The organism is Psychrobacillus soli, from assembly GCF_006861775.1.
In the GTDB taxonomy this organism is placed as follows: domain Bacteria; phylum Bacillota; class Bacilli; order Bacillales_A; family Planococcaceae; genus Psychrobacillus; species Psychrobacillus soli.
On the sequence record NZ_VDGG01000011.1, the window covers coordinates 1 to 20,600 of the forward strand.

Here is a 20,600-nt window from a genome sequence, read left to right on the forward strand (position 1 = left end):
AACCAGTTCTATTCGGAAAGCAACCAAATCAAATCCGAGAGCAACCAAATTGCTAGTGAAAGCAACCAAATCTTAAAATAACAAGTTTACTTGGAGTGAGACAACGATGAATACGAGGTTTCATACCAATAAATGGTTGTATGAAACGAACTTTATCCTAAGTAAATACTCTACTTATTTGGAGAAAGCATTTTCTAATTAGCTTTAATAAATATTGCGTAGTGAATCTAATCAATTTAAAGCTCTGATAACAGTAGACGCAAAATTAGTAAGAAATTCCCATGGATTTTCGCTGCTGGGAGGCCAACAGGATGTTGGTCACGAAGGCGTTGCCACACGATGTGGCGTTTTTAGCCTTTGTTCCTCTGTGTGAGCAAAATGAGACTTCTCAGGCGGACGCGCGCAGGCGCGACGGTGAAGGCTCATCGCTCACCCCACGGAAAGCGTCCGCCCAGCAGCGAAAATCCTACCGGTCACTTCCTTACCACGCAGTATCCCTAAACAGTTACATACCATCTACTTTCTAGCTTCCTATAAAACAAAAAAGCTGCCCCGCAATTCATCATACGGGGCAACTCTCCTTATGCTATTTTCTTCGTACCCTTCCACAAAATTGATCCAATCATTGTAATAAGTAGTACGATCAGGCCTAAAACAAATGGATAAATTATATGCACATCATATAATAATCCCGCAAGAAGTGGGCCTAACACATTTCCAATACTCATATATGCATTATTCATACCCATCGCAAATCCTTGTTCTTCTCCTGCTAGCTTCGATATTAGCGTCGTAAGTACTGGACGTAAAATGGAAGTAGAAAGGAAAATAATCATTGTAATAACAAAGAAAAATGCATAGTTTGATACGATAATTGAAAGGAGAAACCCGAAAGCTGCTACACCTAAAAATATTTTCAATACATTCTCTTCCCCAAAACGGCGTACAACCCAATCAACAGCTGCCAACTGGACAATCACACTGACGATTCCAGTAGCTGTTACCATCCAGGCGATGTCTTGCGGAGAAGCACCAAATTCATTATCTACAAAAAGACCAAGAACGGATTCATACGCCATCAACCCAAAACTCATTACTAGTGTAATAACAAGTGGGATAAAATATGGTTTCTTAAACGATTGAACGATTTCTTGCACCATAGGCTCAGGTTTATGTTCAGGAGTGCTACTTGTTTCTGGTTTACTTTCTTTTAGAACAAACAATGAAAAGACAACTGCTAGGACACCTACGATTGCAGAGATTAGAAGTGGCATTTTCAAACCAAATTCTGCTAAGAAACCGCCAATGCCGGGTCCAACAACAATCCCAAGTGACATTGATGCAGAGATAAAACTATTCCCTTTTGCACGTTGATCCATCGTCGTGATATCTGCTACATAAGCAAAAATTGCAGGAACTAATAATGCGGCTCCGACACCACCTATTACTCGTGATACATATAAAATACTTACCGAATCAGAAAAATAAAACACGAACATAGATAAAGCTAGGCCACTTAAACCCGCAATAATCATAATTCGTCTGCCATATTTGTCTGCCCATTTTCCAGCAATCGGGGACATGATGAGCTGTGCCCCAGCGAATATCGCGATCATCAGTCCCGCTGCCGTTCCTCCCTGCCCTATCGACTTTAAATACGCTGGCAAAATAGGAATAATAATTCCAAAACTTCCAATTGCGATAAACATATTTATCATTAAAACAAATAGTTTCTTTCGTTGATCTTTAGTCATTCGTTTCCAACTTTCATTCAAAAATAATAGCATTCTTGCAAAAGAATACCATGCTACCGAATACTATACAAGAAAGCAATTGAACTCCACATGAAAATAATAATTGTGGGGAACTACCCCAAGACAGAAAAAGAGTCACTCGTTTTACCATTCGAGCAACTCTCTCCTATTATTCGTTCAACTTTTCAAGCGTTTTGGCTGTTCCTTGCATTGGATACGACTCCGCTAAAGCATCATAACCAACTTTTACCTGGTCGTATAGTTCTAACGTATCTCTTTGAGCCATTGTAATCGTAAACCATGTTGCATCTTTTCCATTATCAATTGCTTCTTGGACGGATAGTTTATTTGCTTCCTCTGTTAAAAGGTCATCTACGACCAGTATACTCGTGTTATTCATATCTACAATAATTCCAGTCATATATCCAGTTGGCTGAGATTGGGTTGGATTTTTTTCATAAAACTGCATGATGAAATAAAAGATAGCCCCAATAGCTATAAGCGTAAGGACTAGCATGATAGCAACAGTAGATCTTCCTTTCACATGAAATCCCCCTTACTTAGAAGCCACTTTACGGAAGCCTTCTTCTAATAGATACGCTTTTGCTTCTGCATAAGAACCGAAGCTTTCTTCTAAATTGTAGCCATGATAAATATTCCACATTTCATCCTCTTGCAATAAGGTTAGCTTTGAGTTTTCTTTGTTTTTCCACTCTTCTTCTACCTCTTCCTCGGCAACCTCTTCTTCCTCTGTCGCTAAATAAGCAATGGAATCTTTAATCAATTGTCTTAATTCGTCAGCAGAAGCCTCACGGATATTCAAAAGTCCTTTGTCATTGGCTTCTTCATATTGTGGAAGGTCACCTACATAGACAAAACCATTCCCATTCGGATGGAGATGATAAATTACTGTCGTTTTTTCATATAAACTTTCTTCATAATGGTAATTTACTCGTTTTAAAGAAACTTCTTTTCGAGTGAGCTCCGGAAATTCTTGAATAATTGCTTCTTTTTCTTCAAATGTTAGCATGTGATTCCTCTTTCTTTACTTTTTTCATTTGTCTAGTATATCATACTATTCACCCTCTACGCGTCCACCATTCTGCAACGATTACGAAACAAATCACTACTGCAATGGCAACTGCAAAAAACCAACTTGGTAAACTACCCATTTGTCTTATTCCTCCTTGCTAATTTCACCAACAAATCGACTGAAGTTTTGTGATGTGAATCCCTGAACCGTTTCTGTCGTATAACTCTTCAATAAATGAATCACTAAATTTTGTGTTTTCGAGGCATCTTCCAAGCCATTTACAAATTCACTAATTCCATCAAAGTCTGATCCTAATCCTATTAAATGTGCTCCACCAAGAGATACGATATGATCAATATGTTTTACTAAATCAAAGATATCCACAAACTTTTCAGAATTGTTAATAAACTGTGGGTAATATACAATATGAATGGGTGAATTTCTATCGATTAGTGCTTTTAGTTGGTGATCTGTTAAATTTCTATTGGAGTCGCATATCGTTCTAGCATTCGAGTGGCTTGCCATAAGCCATTTCGCTTTTGGAAGCACATCCCAAAATGATTTTTCACTTAAATGGGATACATCGATAATGATATTTTGCTCGTTTAACAACGTCACTACTTCTTCACCAAATGAGGTCAACCCTGTGCCAGATTCCTCCGCTGCACCGTCTGCTACAGCATTTACACCATTCCATGTAAGACCAACTAATTTAACCCCATGGGATAGTAGCAACTTTAGCTTTTCTATATCTCCATTCATCATGTCCAAACCTTCTAGTGACAATACCGCACCGATTTGCCCTTCTTGTAGTGTTTCAAGTTGCTCCCACTTATAAATCGCTACTACATTCTCATGTTTTCCAACAATTTCAGTATGGAAAAATTCAATTTGTCGTACTGCCTCCATGAACTGCTTCTCTTTCGGAAATCCTTCAGATACAAACACTGCAAATACTTGTAGAGCCACTTTACCGGCCTCTAGTCGTTCTTTATTTGCTTGTAGTAAAGGTGAATCTGTAAAAGAAATCGGTGACTCTGCTTTAGCGAGTTTATATAGCACATCACAATGTAAGTCATATATTTTCATCTTTTTCCTCCTAAAAAAACCGGCACTCTTCTATAAAGAAGTACCGGTCTAATTTTATAATAATTCTGTACGAAGTTGTTCTGCGGATTTTGGTGAAAGTAGCCCTAATGGAATATCAAAAGCTGTTTTGGCACCACTTTGACCGGATTGACCTAGTCTGTAAGCTGCTCTTGCATATGCAACTAATACACTGGAAGTGAAATTAGGATTACTTTCAAGCTTCAATGAAAACTCCATCAATTGTTTTTCGTGCGTGCCACTTTCCCCGCTACGAATAACAAATCCACCATGCGGCATCCCACTATGATTTTGTTGTAATTCTTCTGCCGTGATAAAATGCACGGTTGTATCGTAGTCAGCAAAGTAATTTGGCATTGTGATAATTTGTTGCTCTACCTGTTCTTTACTCGCTCCATCTTCTAATACAACATAACATTCTCTCGTATGTTTTTCACGTGTGGAAAGGGTTGGATGTTCTCCGCTACGAACGCGTTCTACCGCTTCTTTTACAGGAAGTGTATATTGAACTGCGTTTTTTACTCCCTCAATTCTGCGTACTGCATCGGAATGTCCTTGGCTTAAGCCATCTCCCCAAAATGTATATGTATTACCTTCTGGAAGTACTACTTCTCCAAGCAATCGGTTTAACGAGAATAAGCCTGGATCCCAGCCTACTGAAATTACACTAATTTTGTTAGAAGCTTTCGCTACTTTATCCACCTTATCAAAAAACTCTGGGATTAATGCATGCGTATCAAAGCTATCCACTGTATGGAAAGTCTGCGCTATTTCTGGTGTTTGTTCTGGCAGATCTTTCGCAGAACCACCACATAAAATCATTACATCGATTTTATCTTGAAAATCTTTTACGTCTTCTACTAAATATACGCCAACCGAAGCATCATTTACCTCAACAGTTGATGGGTCACGTCTAGTAAATACACCAACTAACTCCATATCAGGATTTTGTTTTACTGCTAATTGGACTCCTCGTCCTAAATTTCCGTATCCAATAATACCAATTTTAATTTTACTCATTTACTTTTCCTCCACATTTACGATTTCATAGTATTAAAAATACATGCATAATACCAAACAGTCAACGGATAATTATTCAGGCGCTTCTCCAGAAAAAGCCAACCACTCTTCTTTTGAAGGACCATACATTCCTGGAACAACTAGTCCCGCTTGTCTCATTAACACCGTGATTTGACCTCTGTGATGTGTTTGATGGGATATTAATACTTGAAGAATAGTTGCAACTGTCCATGTTTGACCGTACATATCTTTTTCCTCTAAAAGTGTTTCATCTGACCACTGTTCTTTTATCGCTTGAACCATCGCATCGCTAGATTCTCTATAAGCTACTGCCAATTCTTTTGCTGTTATTGGTTTAGGTGCATCATGTGGAGTAGCTTTGAATTGCAATCCAGTTTTCCCGACCATCTCATCGATTGTCACGACGATATGCCAAGCTAGCGTACCTAGTGTTCTGCCTTCTTCATATACTTTTTGATGTAATGATTCGTCTGTTAATGTATGGAATATTTTAAGCGTAGATTCTGCTTCATGTTTCCAGTTTATCAAAAAGTCTTCTACTGTTCTAATCATCTTGATCCCTCCAAATTTAGCTATAAGCTATAGTTCGATATGTTAAAGATAGATTCCTGCTCTCTTGCGAATAGATATTACTGTCCGGTTATGGTAGACTAAAGGACAGACAATAAGAGGACGTGAGCAAATTGATTAAAATTGAATTACCGAAACCAACCGTTACGATCACGCAACGTGAACAAGTGCTTAAAGAAGGAGAAATTGAAATCCCATCGATTCATGGATTTATCGATTTCCACCAACTCCCTCGTGATAAAGGTGGCATCTTTATGTTTTATAACAAAAATGATGAGCTTTTATTCGTTGGGAAAGCACGTAAAATAAGACAACGTATTAAAAAGCATTTTGAAGACAATGTATCACCAATGATTAAGCATCGTGACGAAGTGTACAAAATCAGCGTAAGCATAGTAGACGAGGCAATGGATCGTGAAATTTACGAAACATATGCGATTAATACATTGAAATCTAAGTATAATATCGACAAAGCGTTTTTTAGATAATTTTCCTAAAATAAAACACAAAGAGTAAAGTGATCAACTTTTCTCTTTGTGTTTTTTGATGACCAAATTGCCTGCCCTTACTATTTTACTTCTTCAAAAATACTCGTACTATGAAGTGGTTGCACTCTCGATTTTGGATCGATAAACGTTTTAATATGGCTAATTGCAATCGGTACTTCTCCAAATCCAACAGCAATCAGTTTTACTTTCCCGTCATGGGTGCATACATCGCCGGCTGCATATATTCCTTCTAAGTTCGTCTCCATTTTTTCATTCACAACGACTGAATTTTTTTGCATATTCAATCCCCAAGTTTTTAGAGGGCCGAGTGATGCGACGTTTCCATAATTGACAAGGACATGATCTACCGGAATTCGTTGTTCTGATTTATCTTTGGCAACGATCACCACTTCATGAATATTCTCTCCATCTCCAACTAATTCTTTTACGACAAAGGGCGTTTTCACTTGCACCTTCGAATGTTGCAGCTGTTGTACAGTCATTTCATGCGCTGTGAATTGTTCTTTTCTGTGGCATATTGTGACGTTCGAAGCGACATCCTCTAACATAAGTGACCAATCGAGAGCTGAATCTCCTCCACCTAAAACAAGTACATCTGAGTCCTTGAAATGATTAATATCTGCTACTTTGTAATGAAGGTTTTTCCCTTCGTACTCCGTTGCTCCCGACACACTTAATTTACGTGGTTGAAAAGAACCAATCCCGGAAGTAAGTAAAATTGTTTTCGTATAATGTACCGTTTTATCTGTCGTCAATACAAAATATTCCGCCAATCTTTCGAGGGTTACTGCTGTTTCTTCTAAACAAATGGTTGGATTACTATAAGCTGCTTGCTGTTCCAAATTCGCTACTAAATCTTTCGCTAAAATCTTCGGTAGCCCGCCAACGTCATATATATATTTATCAGGATAAAGCTCCATTAACTGACCACCAAGCTGTGGTAAGCTATCGATTATTTTCACCTTTAAATCACGTAGTCCCGCATAAAAAGATGCAAATAATCCTGTTGGACCGCCACCTATAATGATTACATCGTACAATTCCTCGTCCATTCTTACATCCACCTCACTGTAATTCAAAAATGAAAATGATTCTCATCTATAGCTTAACATAGATTGAAACGACGTTACAGAAATCGGTCTCGTATATCTGGAGTTGGAATCATACAATTGTCCTTTTTCCCAAACCATTTATATCTATTTTTCGCAATTATTTTATACACACTATTTCTAAACGACTTAGGAATTACTTTGAGCAGATAAAATCCTTTCCAAATTCCATTTAAGTGTCTACAAATTGCAAGTGCTGCATCTGAGGAATCATATACTGTATTATTATCAATTACTATCACACTATCCAGTTTGTCAGCAATTAAATGCTTTTTCTTTAGATCTTCTCCAACATCACTTTGTAAAGCCGCAAACCGAAAATATCCATGAGGATCTCTTTTAATAATAAATTGAACGCTTGCATCGCAGAAATTGCATTCTCCGTCAAACAAAATAATAGCAGTCATATGAAATCCCTCCCTTTCTAACAGTATATCAATTATCACAGAAAAAGCCCCAGTACATAGGTATACTGAGGCATCGTATTTATTGTTTGTCAGAAGGAGTATCAGAGGAACCGACTTCTTCTAAAATTTCAAAGCTGTTTTCATAATCCCTTATTCGAGGGTCTTCATCATCTACCGGTTGATCGGTTGTTGAATTTAGTAGTGATTCTTCTAGTGGACGTATTTCCTCATTCACTTGTTGCTGTGCATGCTCCACACAAGTAGTCGTAGTTGGAACAGCTTCAAGCCTTTCAAGCGGTATTTCTTTACCACACTCCGTACATTTGCCGTAGTTACCTTCATCTATAGCGATTAAAGCTTCTTTAATATCGGCTATTTCCTCTTCATAATGTTTTCTTAACGCCAACCTCGTATGTTTATCCGTTAAATCTGTTGCATTATCCGCGGGATGATTATCATAATTGGATAACTCGGTCGTTTCAAACTCTTCGTCATTATCTATGCTATGTTCTAGCTCACTTAAACGCTCCTGTAACGTATCTTTTAACTTATTGTATTTCGACATATAAATTCCTCCTTCATTCCTTATAGAGTTCCCACATTTCACCGAAATAAAACAATTTCCACTCGTGATTGAAACATTACATTAAATTGAACAAATGGAGTATGATAACTATAAAGGAGTGTTATTTATGGGGATTCATAAGTTTTTTATGAGCATGAATGATTTAGAAAGAATTATTCGAGCTCCTGGACGTTTCAAATTTGAAGAACATAATGTTGCGGCGCATTCTTGGAAAGTTTCCCAATATGCTATGTTTTTTGCTACAATAGAAGAAAACAACGGTGCCACGATCAATTGGAAATCGCTTTACGAGAAAACAATTAACCATGACTTTGCAGAAATATTCATCGGTGATATAAAAACACCAGTGAAACATGCCTCACCTGAATTAAAACAAATGCTTTCACATGTGGAAGAAAAAATGATGGAAAACTTTATAAAAAATGAGATACCAGAAGAATTTCACACCGTGTTTTTTGACAGAATGAAAGAAGGAAAAGATGAAACAATCGAAGGTAGATTATTGGAGCTTGCAGATAAACTAGACCAAGTATACGAAGCTTTTGCAGAATTACAACGTGGGAATACAGACGTTGAGTTTCTTAAAATGTATGAAAATGCCCTTCGAAAGATTTTTCATATACCTCTCCCAAAGAGTATTGCGTATTTTAAGGAAGTTATGCTTCAAGATATGATTGCTGAAAAATCTGTTATAGATGTGAAAGCCCTCACGCTAAAGCTTTTAATAGAATAAAAATAATTTCCCACGAAAATGCGATATATTGTATAATATAGTGTATAATATTATTGAACTATTAAGAAAATTGGGAGGAGGGTGTTGAATGCCAATACCTGTTAATCATGCAAAACCTATTCGCACTACTGCTAAACTACATGCTTTCAATCAGTTACAGCAATGGATTATTGATGGTACACTTCAACCTTTAGAAAAACTCAATGATATTGAGCTAGCACAAGCATTAGGGGTTAGTAGAACGCCGATTCGTGAATCATTGCAACTCTTAGAATCACAAGGTTTTGTATCTATGCAACCAGGTAGAGCTACACAAGTGTCAGCTGTCGAAACGGAGGATATTAATAATCTTCTACCTCCGTTAGCAGTTTTGCAAGCGCTTGCAGCTGAGCTTGCTATTCCAAAAATCGAGGAGACTACCCTGCAACTATTAGAAGAAAAAAACAAGCAATTTGCGGAGGCTCTTTTTGCAAAAGAATTCACTACTGCACTAAAAGTAGATGAAGAGTTTCATCAGATCATCGTAGAAAGTGCGAATAACCCATACATAGATTCTATGGTAGAAATGCTTCAAGCACATGTGCGTAGACTATTCTATTATGAAAAGATTATATTAAGAGAACAATCCATTGAACAGCATGCAGAAATTATTCAACTTCTACGAGATAAAGATGCTAAAAAACTAGCAGAAACTATGCGTTCCAATTGGATTTATACTATTGAAGAATTTTAAAAAAGATTCATTCCCATTTATTTAACGGGAATGAATCTTTTTCTTTTAAGCAGTATGCACTCGTTGGAATCTTGCGATGACACCAGTAATAATCGTAACAATAATAAATGGAATCAACCATCCTAAACCAACATCATAAAACGGTAAACTATTCTCATAAAACGATACAATCGGCTTCAACCATCCGTAATATTCAACGCCCAAAGAACCGCATAACGCTTTAAAACCATCAATAACACTTATTAAAAATGTCACGAACATAACACTGCCATATACAATTCTCGCATGATTAAAAAATGGAGAAAGAAACGTCAACAAGATAATGACAATTGCTAAAGGATATAACAACATTAAAACCGGAATCGAATAAGTAATAATATTAGATAACCCAAAGTTAGCAATAATACAAGTAAATACACTAAAGAAAATAACCAATGTTTTGTAGCTAATTTTCGGCAATAATGTATGGAAATACTCCCCACATGCAGTAGTCAAACCAATACTAGTAGTCAAACATGCTAAGAAGATTACTATAGATAAAAGAACTGCTCCTAAAGAACCGAAATAATGCTCAGCAGCACTATTTAATACAGGTCCCCCATTATCAAACAAACCAAAAAGCCCTGTACTAGTTGCCCCTAAATAAGCAATACCTGCATAAATGACACCTAGGAAGAAAATTGCAACACCACCAGCTTTCGAGGTTGCTGTAATAATTCCTTTCGTTGAAGTAATACCCATTGATCGAATTGCAGTGATTACAATGATACCAAATACGAGGGACGCCAGTGCATCCATTGTGTTGTAACCTTCTGTAAATCCAGTCATGAATGCTTTATCCACATAATTTCCTTGAGGTTGCTCAAATCCACCCATCGGTTTAATGAAAACAAATAATAGTAAAATAAATAAACCAACGATAATCCCCGGCGCTAAATACTTTCCTACATTGTCCACAATTTTAGATGGATTTAGCGAGAATAGCATTGTTATCCCAAAGAAGAATATCGTGAAGATAAGTAATCCAATTTGTGCATATTCTGCACTTATAAAAGGCTGAATCCCTATTTCGTATGAAACTGCCCCCGTTCTTGGAAGTGCAAAGAACGGTCCGATTGTTAAGTACAATAAAGAAGTAAATACTACTGCAAATATTGGGTGCACCCTGTTTGATAAATCTTGTAAATTTTTACTGCCTGAAAAGCCCATTGCAAGTGTACCTAGGAAAGGTAATCCTATCCCGGTTGCTAAAAAACCAAGAACTGCTGGCCATACGTTAGTACCAGCGTTTTGCCCTAAACTTGCTGGAAATATTAAGTTGCCTGCTCCAAAAAACAGTGCAAATAACATTACCCCGATAACAAGGTAATTGGAAAATGATATTTTCTTGTCCATTCTTTGTTCCTCCTGTGATATAAGAAATAATCATTTCTCATTGTTTGTATAATTCCCTCTAAGATGAATGCTATGCAAATGATTTTCCTTCATCACTGCTGTATGCAATATATCAGACTTGATAATACTATGTATTTTGCCAGAATGCAATATATTAATCGAAATTAATCGAACATTTATTTTATTGGAATAATATTCATTTTACTAAAAAAACGTAAGTGTCCTTTATATGTCTATAGTTTCCGGAATATTCAAATAAAAAATAGATAGTACAATATAGGAATAACAAGTAACTAAAAGTAACCGTTTGGATTTTTGCTTTAGGCGCACGCTTTATACAACTCACTACGACGCATTATCTCTAAATGTCGGCATACCTTACACTTTTTCATTTCCTAAACTAGAAAAAAGCTAACACTATAAGATAAGTTCTTAAAGTGTTAGCTTTTCTACTTGTACTATTTATCTTCGGGAAAAAGTAAGTCCTTTAACTCATCATCAGCCGAATTATCCGTAAGCTTTACTCTACCTCGATAAGCTGCTCGAGTAATAAGATGCCCAGCTACAGGAGCCGTTAAGAAAACGAATACGATTCCGAGCAATAATCTTACACTGATAAAACCTTCATGCACCCAAAAATACACAAATGCACCAGTAAGAGATAATAATACGGCTAAAGTGGAACTTTTCGTTGCAGCATGTGATCTTGTATATACATCAGGTAAACGGATTATCCCGAATGCACTTACCACACTCATAATACTTCCGAGCAATATGAGCAATGCTGCTCCTAACTCAATCATCTGATTTAAGTTCAACGATAATCCCCCTTTCAACATACTTCGAAATGGCGATTGTACTGATGAAAGCAAGTATTCCTAATATGAGTATTGCCTCTAAAAAGGCTTTTGTTTTAAGCACGATCGAGATGACTGCAATCATGGAGATCAAGTTAACCCCAATCATATCTAAAGCAACAGCGCGGTCTGGCATCGAAGGACCTATAATAATTCGAACTAAAGCTATTACAATAGAGATAGCAAATAAAGCCAGAGCTGTTAACAGTATCTTCTCCACCATTAGCGTGTCACCTCCATAATTGCTTTTTCAAACTTTGTAATGGATCGTAAAACATCCGCTTTCGATTGTTCAATGTCCATTGCATGAATATAAAACATATCCCCTGCAGGATTCACTTCCATTACAACTGATCCCGGTGTTAACGTGAGTAACATCGCAAGCGTTGTAATTTCCCAATCTCCACGCAGTTCTGTTTTATACGTGAAAATGCCTGGCTTTATCCTTAACTTTGGACTTAATATTTGCCTACTGATCAACACACTAGAAGCCGCTAGTTCCGTTATGAATATAAAAATTAGTTTAATTAGTGAGTATAATCTCCTTAAATAAAATTGCGTACCGAAAAATCGATGCATCAAGAAAATAATAACAATTCCAACGAGGAATCCACCGAAAAAGGTGGTAATTTTCAGTTCGTCCTCATCTTGTAGCAACATCCAAAGGAACGCTATAAATAAATTAAGTAAAAACTGTGCTGGCATCTGTCATCACCCTCTCCCATTACTTATTTCCACCTAATACTGCTTCAATATAAACAGAAGGTTTGGATAGTACATATGCCGCATCACTTACATATTCCGATATAAATTCTGCACCAAGCCCCAAGGAAGCCGTTCCAACACCAAGCAGCACGATAGGTATAATCATTCCTTTTTTCAGTGGCACCTCATCTTCTGTGCTAATAATTGTTTCTCCGAAAATAGAATTTAAGAAAATACGAAGGAGTGAGTACAACACCACGATGCTTGATAAAAACGCAAGTGCTAATAGAACGTAAGATCCCGACTCGATTGCACCTTGACCTACCAATACTTTTCCTACAAACCCACTAAGTGGTGGTATACCAGCAAGGGAACAAGTCACGACAAACACCATCCAACCAAATAATGGATAGTTACGTATTAGTCCACTTATTTCATCAATTTTCGTTTTTCCAGTCAACACAATCATCGTGCCAACTATTAGAAATAGCATCGCTTTTGCAATCATGTCATGAATAACGTAATAGATAGATCCTTCTAACGATGTCTGTGTAGCAACTGCTAAACCGACTAGTATAAATCCGACCGCAATGACTACATTATAGGATGCGATTAACCGAACATCTTTATAGGCAATCGCTCCAATACACCCTACGACTAACGTAACTCCAGCCATTATTCCGATTAAAGTATGTGTAATGGAAGGCTCATGATAAAAAATTAAGGTAAACGTCCGGAATAGAGCATAAATACCTACTTTCGTTAACAATGCACCAAATAATGCAGCAACTGCTGTTGGGGGCACACTATAAGAACCAGGTAGCCAGAAAAACAATAGCAACCCTGCTTTTAAACTAAAAACGATTAAAAAGAGAATACTAATAGTTGTAAGTAATGGCCCTTGACCTGCTTCTGCTACTCTCTCCGATACATGGGCCATGTTTAACGTACCAATAGTACCGTATAAATAAGCAAGCGCGACTAAGAAAAACCAGGAAGACAGCACATTAATAATGACATACTTGATCGATTCTCTTAACTGAGCTTTCTTTCCTCCTAACGTTATTAACACGTAAGAAGCGAGAAGCATTACTTCAAAACAGACGAACAAGTTGAACAAATCACCTGTTAAAAATGATCCATTAACGCCAGCTACTAAAAATAACACGAATGGATAAAAGAACATTTTCTCATGACTTTCTCCAATCGAAGAGAAAGCATAGATCAAACAAATCGCAGTTACAATACTAGCCGTCAATACAAATAACATGGCAAACGAATCTGCTACAAAAAGAATACCAAAAGGAGGTACCCAACCACCAAAGTCTAGTCGTATGATTCCTTCTGCTTGTACCTTATTTAAAATATATAAACTGATTCCAGCTAAACTTATCATCGTCACTAAACTAATTACACGTTGTGTTTTCACATATGGACGAAGGAACACAAGAATAACCCCAACTATAATGGGGATAATTAAAGGCAAAACAATTATATTATTCATCACTTGTCCCTCTCAATGCATCGAGATCATCTGCACCAATATCTTGATACGCGCGATACGCAAGGACAAGAATAAATGCTGTTACTGCAAAACTAATAACGATTGCAGTTAAGATTAATGCTTGCGGAAGTGCATCGGTATAAGGTGCATCTGCTTCTTTCAACAACGGAACATTCCCCGTCTTCAATCCCCCCATCGTTAAGATGAGCAAATGAACCGCATGGGAAAGTACCGCAGTTCCTAAAATTACTCTTATAATATTTCGAGAGAGGATTAGATACGTAGCCACGGCAACTAGTATTCCGATTAGTAGTACAATTAACGTCTCCATAGTCTATTCATCCTCACTTATACTTAAAATTATTGTTACCACTACTCCAACTACAGCAAGTGCTACTCCCGCTTCAAAGATGGTGACGGTCGTTAGCTCTGTTTTACCGAAGACCGGCAAATCAAAATAAGCAAATGTTTGCGACATAAATGGGACGCCGAATATAAGTGAACCAAATCCTGTAACCGTTGCTAATAGAACACCAAAAGCGGCAACGAGCTTAAAATCGAGCGGAAGACTTCTTTGAACGGTTTCAATATCATTCGATAAATATAAAAGCACAATCGCAGAAGCTAATACTAATCCGCCGATAAACCCACCACCAGGTGTATTATGACCGGAGAGGAACAAATACACGCCAAATGTTAAAATAATAAATACAACAATTCTTGTTACTGTACGCAAGATGACATCATTTATTTTCAATGTTTTCATCCTCCTTTTTCGCTCTTAGCTTAATCATCGTATAAACCCCTAAGCCAGCTATAAAGAGAACAACCACTTCAAGCATCGTATCAAAACCACGGAAATCACCTAGAATAGCGTTTACGATATTTGCACCGCCAGCTAATTCATAGGCATCCTCAAAGAATGTAGAAATTGATTCAAACCGTTCGTAATTTAATACTGCTAGTGCTACTAATACAACAACCGCCCCAACACTGATTGAAATAACGGCATTGATTAACTTCGTTTTAGAAGAAACCGCCTCCTTTTTCCAATCCGGTAAATAAGAAAAAGCTAAAAGGAATAATACCGTCGTGACGGATTCTACTACTAATTGTGTTAACGCTAAATCTGGCGCTCGGAAAATAACAAAGAAGATGGCAATAGAATATCCTAAAACTCCATTGAGCAAAGTTGCCGTCATACGAGACTTCGAAAATAACATGGCAATCGCTGCAATTACCATCACTCCGACTAAAATAACTTCAAAAGTCTGTATCGGTGCGTCCATTGATAGAGCAGATGAAAATGCACCCGAATAAAAGAAGAAACCGCCTACCGTTAATATAAAGAAAATATAAATATAGACTAAATAATCTCTTAGAAGACCTGACATATATTTATTCGTTAAAACAGTAGACTTACTTTCTGCCAACGATAGAAAGTTATTATATAATGCGTTAAATGTGTATCTAGAAGATAATAACCCATAAACTGGCTTCCACTTTTTAAGCAGTCGATATAATAATCCTCCAACTAAAATAACACCAATTGTCATAAGTAATTCCGGTTTTACCCCGTGCCAAGCATATATGTCAGGAGTAAGATTCGCTGGATCTCCAAACGTAGGATAAATACTCCCCATTGCAGGTTTTAATATATAAGCTCCTAGCAGATTAGGAAAGAAGAAAATACCAACAACGAATACACTTAAAATCAATGGGGAAATCAGCATCCCCATTGGCGCTTCATGAAGTGGCTTATCCAATTTTTCCGGTTGAACGGGTCCAAGAAATGTTTTAAAAATGATAATCATACAATAAACGAATGTTAATACACTCGCTACCCACGCAACAATAGGGAAAACAATTCCAAATGACTGCAAAGAAAATACTTCTGCATTCATAATTTGCACAGTCGCCGCAAAAAACATTTCCTTACTTAAAAATCCATTAAACAGTGGCATTCCAGCCATCGACAAACTGCCAATGACGCCTACGGTAAACGTAAATGGCATAAAGGTCATTAATCCACCTAAGCGCCTAATATCCCGTGTCCCTAGCTCATGATCGACAATCCCAACGACCATAAATAGAGCCCCTTTAAATGTGGAATGATTGATCAGATGAAATAAAGCTGCAAATGTAGCCTGTGTATATAAAATAGAATCCTCCGAATACCCGAACTGCAATGCGATGGACCCAAGTCCCAATAAACTCATAATTAGACCGAGCTGGCTGACAGTAGAAAAAGCTAATAATGCTTTTAAATCTGTTTGACGAACGGCATTAAACGATCCCCAAAACAATGTGATCATACCAACACCACTCACCGTCCAAAACCAAATCTGATCTCCACCAAAAACTGGTGTAAAACGAGCAACTAAATAAATCCCAGCTTTCACCATCGTCGCGGAGTGTAAATATGCACTAACTGGTGTAGGTGCCTCCATTGCGTCTGGCAACCAAATATGAAAAGGGAACTGAGCAGACTTAGTGAATGCTCCAAGCAATATTAAAATCATTGCAGGTATAAATAATGCGTGGTCTGTAAAGTCCCCTATACTTGCTATAATTTCACGTATACTAAAGGAACCAGTCATATTGTGAAGCATTATAAAACCTATGAGCATCGCAATCCCACCACCTACCGTGATAAGCATTGCCTTTTGCGCACCAAGCCTCGATGCCTTACGATGATTCCAAAATGCTATTAATAGGAAAGAAGACACACTTGTTAATTCCCAAAACACATATAATACCATTAGGTTATCGGAAAAAACGACACCGAGCATGGCACCCATAAATAGTAGAAGATAGCAATAGAAATGTTGGAGTGATTCTTTCGTAGAAAGATAATAAATAGAATAGAGAATAACTAAACTACCTACACCGGTAATAAGTAATCCCAATATCATACTTAAACCGTCTAAATAAGTAGTGAAATTAATATTTAATGAGGGAATCCAATTATATGTATGGATATATGTTTTACCACCTGCTACCGAGGGAATCAGCATAGCAAGCATAACAAATAACGTAATAGGCACTAACATGACAAGCCATCCGATATGCATATATTTGAAACGCCTATAGATGAATGGCACGAATGCGGCTATTATAAAAGGAAGAATAATAGCGAAAGTAACTGAAAACAAATTGTAGCCTCCTATTTCCAAAACATGTTTTGTGAATGTTGGATTTTGTAAGAATTATTTCATTTGAAAGGGATACTTGACTATCCCAGTAACTAGTAGCATAATAGGAATCCATATGAGGTCATTATGTACTTTAGAAGAATTTGAGGTGTTTACCATTGCCTGATTGAGCGAAAAGCAATTCGTTTGCTTTTCTATTACGTGATGCACATACTCTATAATTATACACGAAAGACGTAATCACTGCACTTCAAGTGATTATTAACATAATTTTGAATAGATCATGCATGAAGATAGATTAAATTAATAAAATCGAGGTGTAGACAACCGTGAAACACGCAAAAGGTCGAATGGATGAAAGTATACTTGTCTGCGTATACTACGGCCCAAATGGAGAACGACTAATAAGAAGAGGACATAAGATGGCAAGCATGCTAGATTGCCCGCTTTATATTCTAACTGTTGACCCACTTCCATATGATGCGTTCGACGCTGAAAGATCTGGATATATTGAAGATTGGAAAAACCTAGCTGAGGAATTACAAGTAGAAGAATTTATCATTCGTGATAATGAAAGACGTTCTTCTCCGAAAGTAATAAAAGAAGTAGCTCATCAACTTAACATTACACAAATTATTATTGGACAAACTGCTCAAAGCAGATGGGAAGAAATCACAAAAGGTTCATTTATGAACGTTTTGTTAAGAGAAATTCCTTTCGTTGACTTCCATGTAGTTTCTGTGGAGCGTTCCGTAAAAGATGAAGAGGAAGGCATATTTGAAAAAGGAGTCCGGGCTTATTTAGTAGTTGAAGGCGACTCTTACAAGGTTTCTTTCACTTGTGCCAAAAACATGTGCCAAGAAGGGATTTTCTTTAAAGAGATTGGAACAGATTTCGACAATGGCATATTTAAGTTTATGCATAATAACAAAATGCACCAAGTGCATATTCAAGACAATTTAGTACCAGATCCATCTCAAGTACCAGATGGCTGTAGCGTTAAGATATGAAAAGGGAGACTTTAAAAGTCTCCCTTTTTTAGTGTAAATCTACTAGTTCTTTATTTATTTGCTAGTGTAATTTTCCGGTCTTTTGGCAATGCGATTGCTACAAGTCCGATAATCGGTAACACGGATATAATAATCATTGTTGTATAAACACCAACATGGTCCATTAAAATACCGATCACTACCGCTCCAATCGCCCCCATCCCAAACGCAAGTCCAACCGTTAATCCTGCCATTGTCCCGATTTTACTCGGTACAAGCTCTTGCGCATACACGACGGATACTGAAAAACTTAACATGATGAAAAAACCAATCAAAACAAGCAAAACTACAACCGCCCAAATCTGAACATATGGCAATACTAACGAAAGTGGAATTGGTACAAGAACCGATAACAAAATAACATTTTTTCTACCTAATCGATCGGCCCATGGCCCCCCGAAAAACGTACCAGCCGCTCCGAGCACTAGGAAGATAAATATAAACAACTGACCCTTTTGTATCGAGAAATCGTAATTCTCCATTAAATGAAATATGTAGAAGTTTGTCATATTCGTTACGTAAAAAGATCTTGCAAAAATAATAATCATTAAAAGGGTTAATGCAACGCCTACTTGTTTTTTAGAAAGAACCGGCAATGATGAAAGTAACGTCTTTTTCTTTTTCGCTAAACTATCTTCTTCTAGTTGTTTCTTATACCATGCTGAAATTTTACTTAAGATGAAAATTCCAACTGCTGCAACAACTAAAAACAGAGCCGCTCCTTTTTGACCGAGTGGTACTAGGATAAACGCACTTATTAATGGAGCAAGTGCTTGTCCCGAGTTCCCGCCCACTTGATAAATAGATTGAGAAAGCCCCCTTTTAGACCCTGCTGCCATGTACGAAACCCTTGATCCCTCTGGATGAAAAACTGCAGAACCAAGCCCTAGAAAAATAACGGAAACTAAAATTATCCAATATTCAGGTGCAAATGCAAGTCCCGCTATTCCAATAAAGGAACTGATCATGCCAAGAGGAAGTGCATAAGGCATTGGTTTTTTATCGCTTATAAAGCCTACAACAGGCTGTAATATAGATGCTACTATATTTAACGAAAACGAAATTAATCCTAATTGTGTAAAAGTTAATCCAATTTCTTTTGCAAGTACTGGAAACATTGCTGGAATAACCGCTTGAAGTGAATCATTAAATAAATGGCAAAGACCAATTGCAAACATAATTGGATAAACAGGATTTCCCAGTTTACTCGAAAGATTACTGGTCGTCATTGTACATATCACACTCTTTCTACGCTCGAAATAATATCAGTATATTCATTATAGCGCAAATTTTTAAAAAATGTTCGTTCTTTTTTCGTTACACGGATAGTAACAAGCTTCGAGGTAATACTAATGGAAAGTCACTTGATAGAGGAGTTTGAATAGAAATATGGATACATTTTTCGAATTGAACTTTTGGGAAATGATTATTAGGACGACTATTTCCTTTATAGCATTATTAATACTGGCACGTATTCTAGGCAAAAAACAACTTAGTCAACTGACATTTTTCCATTATATTACGGGTATTACAATTGGATCTATCGCAGCGGAAATTGCTTCTCAAAAGGAGACCCCTTTTCTCGATGGGCTTGTTTCACTAATATGGTGGACTATCCTTACATTGCTTATGAGTTATATTTCATTAAAATCTACAAAGTTACGAATTCTAATTGACGATGAACCTACGATAATTGTTAAGGATGGGGAGATTTCCGTTAAATCTTTGAAGTCTGCTCGCCTGCATATGGACGATGTGTTAATGATGTTAAGAGAACAATCTATTTTCTCTATCCAAGATGTGCATTATGCCGTTCTAGAAACAAACGGAGAGTTAAGCGTTTTTAAGAAAGTGGCGCAACATGAAGCGACAAAATTAGATGTCAAAGCAGATGTATCACTTCCCGCATTTATGCCCGCTGAAATCATTTCGGATGGGAAAATTGTTCAAAAAAACTTACTGGAGCTCGATTTAACAGAGGATTGGGTAATGAAAAAACTTCGAAAGCATGGGGTCGATTCAATTAGTGATGTTTTTTACGCCCAACTTCAAACGAACGGCTCTTTATATATTAGCTTAAGGAAAAACGGAATTTGAAAAGTTGCTATAGTGTTTATTTTTTAGCGGTCGAGCGATGAGCCCGCATTTTTTAATGCGTAGGAAACTACAAAATTTTAGAGTTGTGGATAATCTTTTTCAAGTAATACAAGTTATGGCATTCTTTGTATTGTACGTAATATAGGAATACTGCGCGGTAGTGCGTCGACTAGTGTCCGCTGGGATTTTCACTGCAGTCGTACGCTTTCCACCGGGTAAGCGTTCGACTGCAGCGGAAATCATAGCGGTCACCTAA

At 37.2% G+C, this 20,600-nt stretch carries 23 protein-coding genes; 5 read left to right on the forward strand and 18 right to left on the reverse strand.

The annotated features are described in order from the left end of the window. Positions 1–581: 581 nt before the first annotated feature. From FG383_RS06450 to FG383_RS06475, 6 genes are all read right to left on the reverse strand, one after another. Positions 582–1,754, reverse strand: coding sequence for an MFS transporter (locus tag FG383_RS06450; RefSeq protein ID WP_142606140.1), 1,173 nt, complete (start codon positions 1,752–1,754; stop codon positions 582–584). Positions 1,755–1,923: 169 nt separating this feature from the next. Continuing rightward, the gene (locus FG383_RS06455; protein WP_142606142.1) at positions 1,924–2,298 is read right to left on the reverse strand and encodes a YobA family protein; all 375 of its coding nucleotides are present in this window, start codon (positions 2,296–2,298) and stop codon (positions 1,924–1,926) included. Positions 2,299–2,310: 12 nt separating this feature from the next. Continuing rightward, entirely contained in the window at positions 2,311–2,784 is a 474-nt protein-coding gene (locus FG383_RS06460; RefSeq protein WP_142606144.1) for a hypothetical protein, read from the reverse strand. 147 nt (positions 2,785–2,931) lie between these two features. Beyond that, positions 2,932–3,876 carry a dipeptidase gene (locus FG383_RS06465; RefSeq protein ID WP_142606146.1) on the reverse strand — a complete coding sequence of 315 codons (945 nt, stop codon included), beginning with the start codon at positions 3,874–3,876 and terminating at the stop codon, positions 2,932–2,934. Positions 3,877–3,930: 54 nt separating this feature from the next. Then, positions 3,931–4,914: a diaminopimelate dehydrogenase gene (locus tag FG383_RS06470; RefSeq protein WP_142606148.1), complete on the reverse strand. Its 984-nt coding sequence runs from the start codon at positions 4,912–4,914 to the stop codon at positions 3,931–3,933. A gap of 72 nt (positions 4,915–4,986) precedes the next feature. Further along, complete coding sequence (locus tag FG383_RS06475; protein ID WP_142606150.1) at positions 4,987–5,487, reverse strand: DinB family protein; 501 nt, start codon at positions 5,485–5,487, stop codon at positions 4,987–4,989. Between the two features lie 131 nt (positions 5,488–5,618). Here FG383_RS06475 and FG383_RS06480 point away from each other — a divergent pair, with 131 nt between their 5' ends. Further along, on the forward strand, positions 5,619–5,993 hold the full coding sequence (locus tag FG383_RS06480; RefSeq protein ID WP_142606152.1) for a nucleotide excision repair endonuclease: 375 nt from the start codon (positions 5,619–5,621) through the stop codon (positions 5,991–5,993). Between the two features lie 80 nt (positions 5,994–6,073). On the opposite strand, the gene FG383_RS06485 is transcribed toward FG383_RS06480, so the two are convergent. The 3 genes from FG383_RS06485 to FG383_RS06495 all read right to left on the reverse strand — a co-directional run bounded on the left by FG383_RS06485 (position 6,074) and on the right by FG383_RS06495 (position 8,095). Further along, a complete protein-coding gene (locus FG383_RS06485; RefSeq protein WP_142606154.1) occupies positions 6,074–7,066 on the reverse strand; it encodes an NAD(P)/FAD-dependent oxidoreductase in 993 nt (330 codons plus the stop codon). A gap of 74 nt (positions 7,067–7,140) precedes the next feature. Then, a complete protein-coding gene (locus FG383_RS06490) occupies positions 7,141–7,530 on the reverse strand; it encodes a thiol-disulfide oxidoreductase DCC family protein (protein WP_142606156.1) in 390 nt (129 codons plus the stop codon). Between the two features lie 79 nt (positions 7,531–7,609). After that, complete coding sequence (locus FG383_RS06495; RefSeq protein WP_142606158.1) at positions 7,610–8,095, reverse strand: TraR/DksA C4-type zinc finger protein; 486 nt, start codon at positions 8,093–8,095, stop codon at positions 7,610–7,612. Positions 8,096–8,222: 127 nt separating this feature from the next. Here FG383_RS06495 and FG383_RS06500 point away from each other — a divergent pair, with 127 nt between their 5' ends. Both FG383_RS06500 and FG383_RS06505 read left to right on the forward strand, forming a co-directional pair. After that, positions 8,223–8,849 carry a YfbR-like 5'-deoxynucleotidase gene (locus FG383_RS06500; protein WP_142606159.1) on the forward strand — a complete coding sequence of 209 codons (627 nt, stop codon included), beginning with the start codon at positions 8,223–8,225 and terminating at the stop codon, positions 8,847–8,849. An 88-nt stretch (positions 8,850–8,937) separates the two neighbouring features. Next, positions 8,938–9,582, forward strand: coding sequence for a GntR family transcriptional regulator (locus tag FG383_RS06505; protein ID WP_142606161.1), 645 nt, complete (start codon positions 8,938–8,940; stop codon positions 9,580–9,582). Between the two features lie 45 nt (positions 9,583–9,627). Here FG383_RS06505 and brnQ read toward each other — a convergent pair whose 3' ends face one another. The 8 genes from brnQ to FG383_RS06545 all read right to left on the reverse strand — a co-directional run bounded on the left by brnQ (position 9,628) and on the right by FG383_RS06545 (position 17,198). Further along, positions 9,628–10,977: a branched-chain amino acid transport system II carrier protein gene (brnQ, locus tag FG383_RS06510; protein ID WP_142606163.1), complete on the reverse strand. Its 1,350-nt coding sequence runs from the start codon at positions 10,975–10,977 to the stop codon at positions 9,628–9,630. Positions 10,978–11,435: 458 nt separating this feature from the next. Beyond that, positions 11,436–11,795 carry a Na+/H+ antiporter subunit G gene (locus FG383_RS06515; RefSeq protein ID WP_425467633.1) on the reverse strand — a complete coding sequence of 120 codons (360 nt, stop codon included), beginning with the start codon at positions 11,793–11,795 and terminating at the stop codon, positions 11,436–11,438. Beyond that, positions 11,773–12,057 carry a Na(+)/H(+) antiporter subunit F1 gene (locus tag FG383_RS06520; RefSeq protein WP_142606165.1) on the reverse strand — a complete coding sequence of 95 codons (285 nt, stop codon included), beginning with the start codon at positions 12,055–12,057 and terminating at the stop codon, positions 11,773–11,775. Before FG383_RS06520 ends, FG383_RS06515 begins: the two co-directional genes overlap by 23 nt. After that, positions 12,057–12,539, reverse strand: coding sequence for a Na+/H+ antiporter subunit E (locus FG383_RS06525; protein WP_142606167.1), 483 nt, complete (start codon positions 12,537–12,539; stop codon positions 12,057–12,059). The genes FG383_RS06520 and FG383_RS06525 overlap by 1 nt, the downstream gene beginning before the upstream one ends. 19 nt (positions 12,540–12,558) lie before the next feature. Then, positions 12,559–14,043 carry a Na+/H+ antiporter subunit D gene (locus FG383_RS06530; protein WP_142606169.1) on the reverse strand — a complete coding sequence of 495 codons (1,485 nt, stop codon included), beginning with the start codon at positions 14,041–14,043 and terminating at the stop codon, positions 12,559–12,561. Next, entirely contained in the window at positions 14,036–14,374 is a 339-nt protein-coding gene (locus tag FG383_RS06535; protein WP_142606171.1) for a Na(+)/H(+) antiporter subunit C, read from the reverse strand. Before FG383_RS06535 ends, FG383_RS06530 begins: the two co-directional genes overlap by 8 nt. A 3-nt stretch (positions 14,375–14,377) precedes the next feature. Continuing rightward, positions 14,378–14,800: a Na(+)/H(+) antiporter subunit B gene (locus tag FG383_RS06540; protein WP_142606172.1), complete on the reverse strand. Its 423-nt coding sequence runs from the start codon at positions 14,798–14,800 to the stop codon at positions 14,378–14,380. Further along, on the reverse strand, positions 14,787–17,198 hold the full coding sequence (locus tag FG383_RS06545) for a Na+/H+ antiporter subunit A (RefSeq protein ID WP_142606173.1): 2,412 nt from the start codon (positions 17,196–17,198) through the stop codon (positions 14,787–14,789). Before FG383_RS06545 ends, FG383_RS06540 begins: the two co-directional genes overlap by 14 nt. Before the next feature lie 329 nt (positions 17,199–17,527). Here FG383_RS06545 and FG383_RS06550 point away from each other — a divergent pair, with 329 nt between their 5' ends. Further along, entirely contained in the window at positions 17,528–18,208 is a 681-nt protein-coding gene (locus FG383_RS06550; protein WP_142606174.1) for a universal stress protein, read from the forward strand. Between the two features lie 50 nt (positions 18,209–18,258). Here FG383_RS06550 and FG383_RS06555 read toward each other — a convergent pair whose 3' ends face one another. Beyond that, complete coding sequence (locus FG383_RS06555) at positions 18,259–19,476, reverse strand: MFS transporter (RefSeq protein WP_142606176.1); 1,218 nt, start codon at positions 19,474–19,476, stop codon at positions 18,259–18,261. Between the two features lie 160 nt (positions 19,477–19,636). Here FG383_RS06555 and FG383_RS06560 point away from each other — a divergent pair, with 160 nt between their 5' ends. Beyond that, a complete protein-coding gene (locus tag FG383_RS06560) occupies positions 19,637–20,344 on the forward strand; it encodes a YetF domain-containing protein (RefSeq protein WP_142606178.1) in 708 nt (235 codons plus the stop codon). The last annotated feature ends 256 nt before the right edge of the window (positions 20,345–20,600 follow it).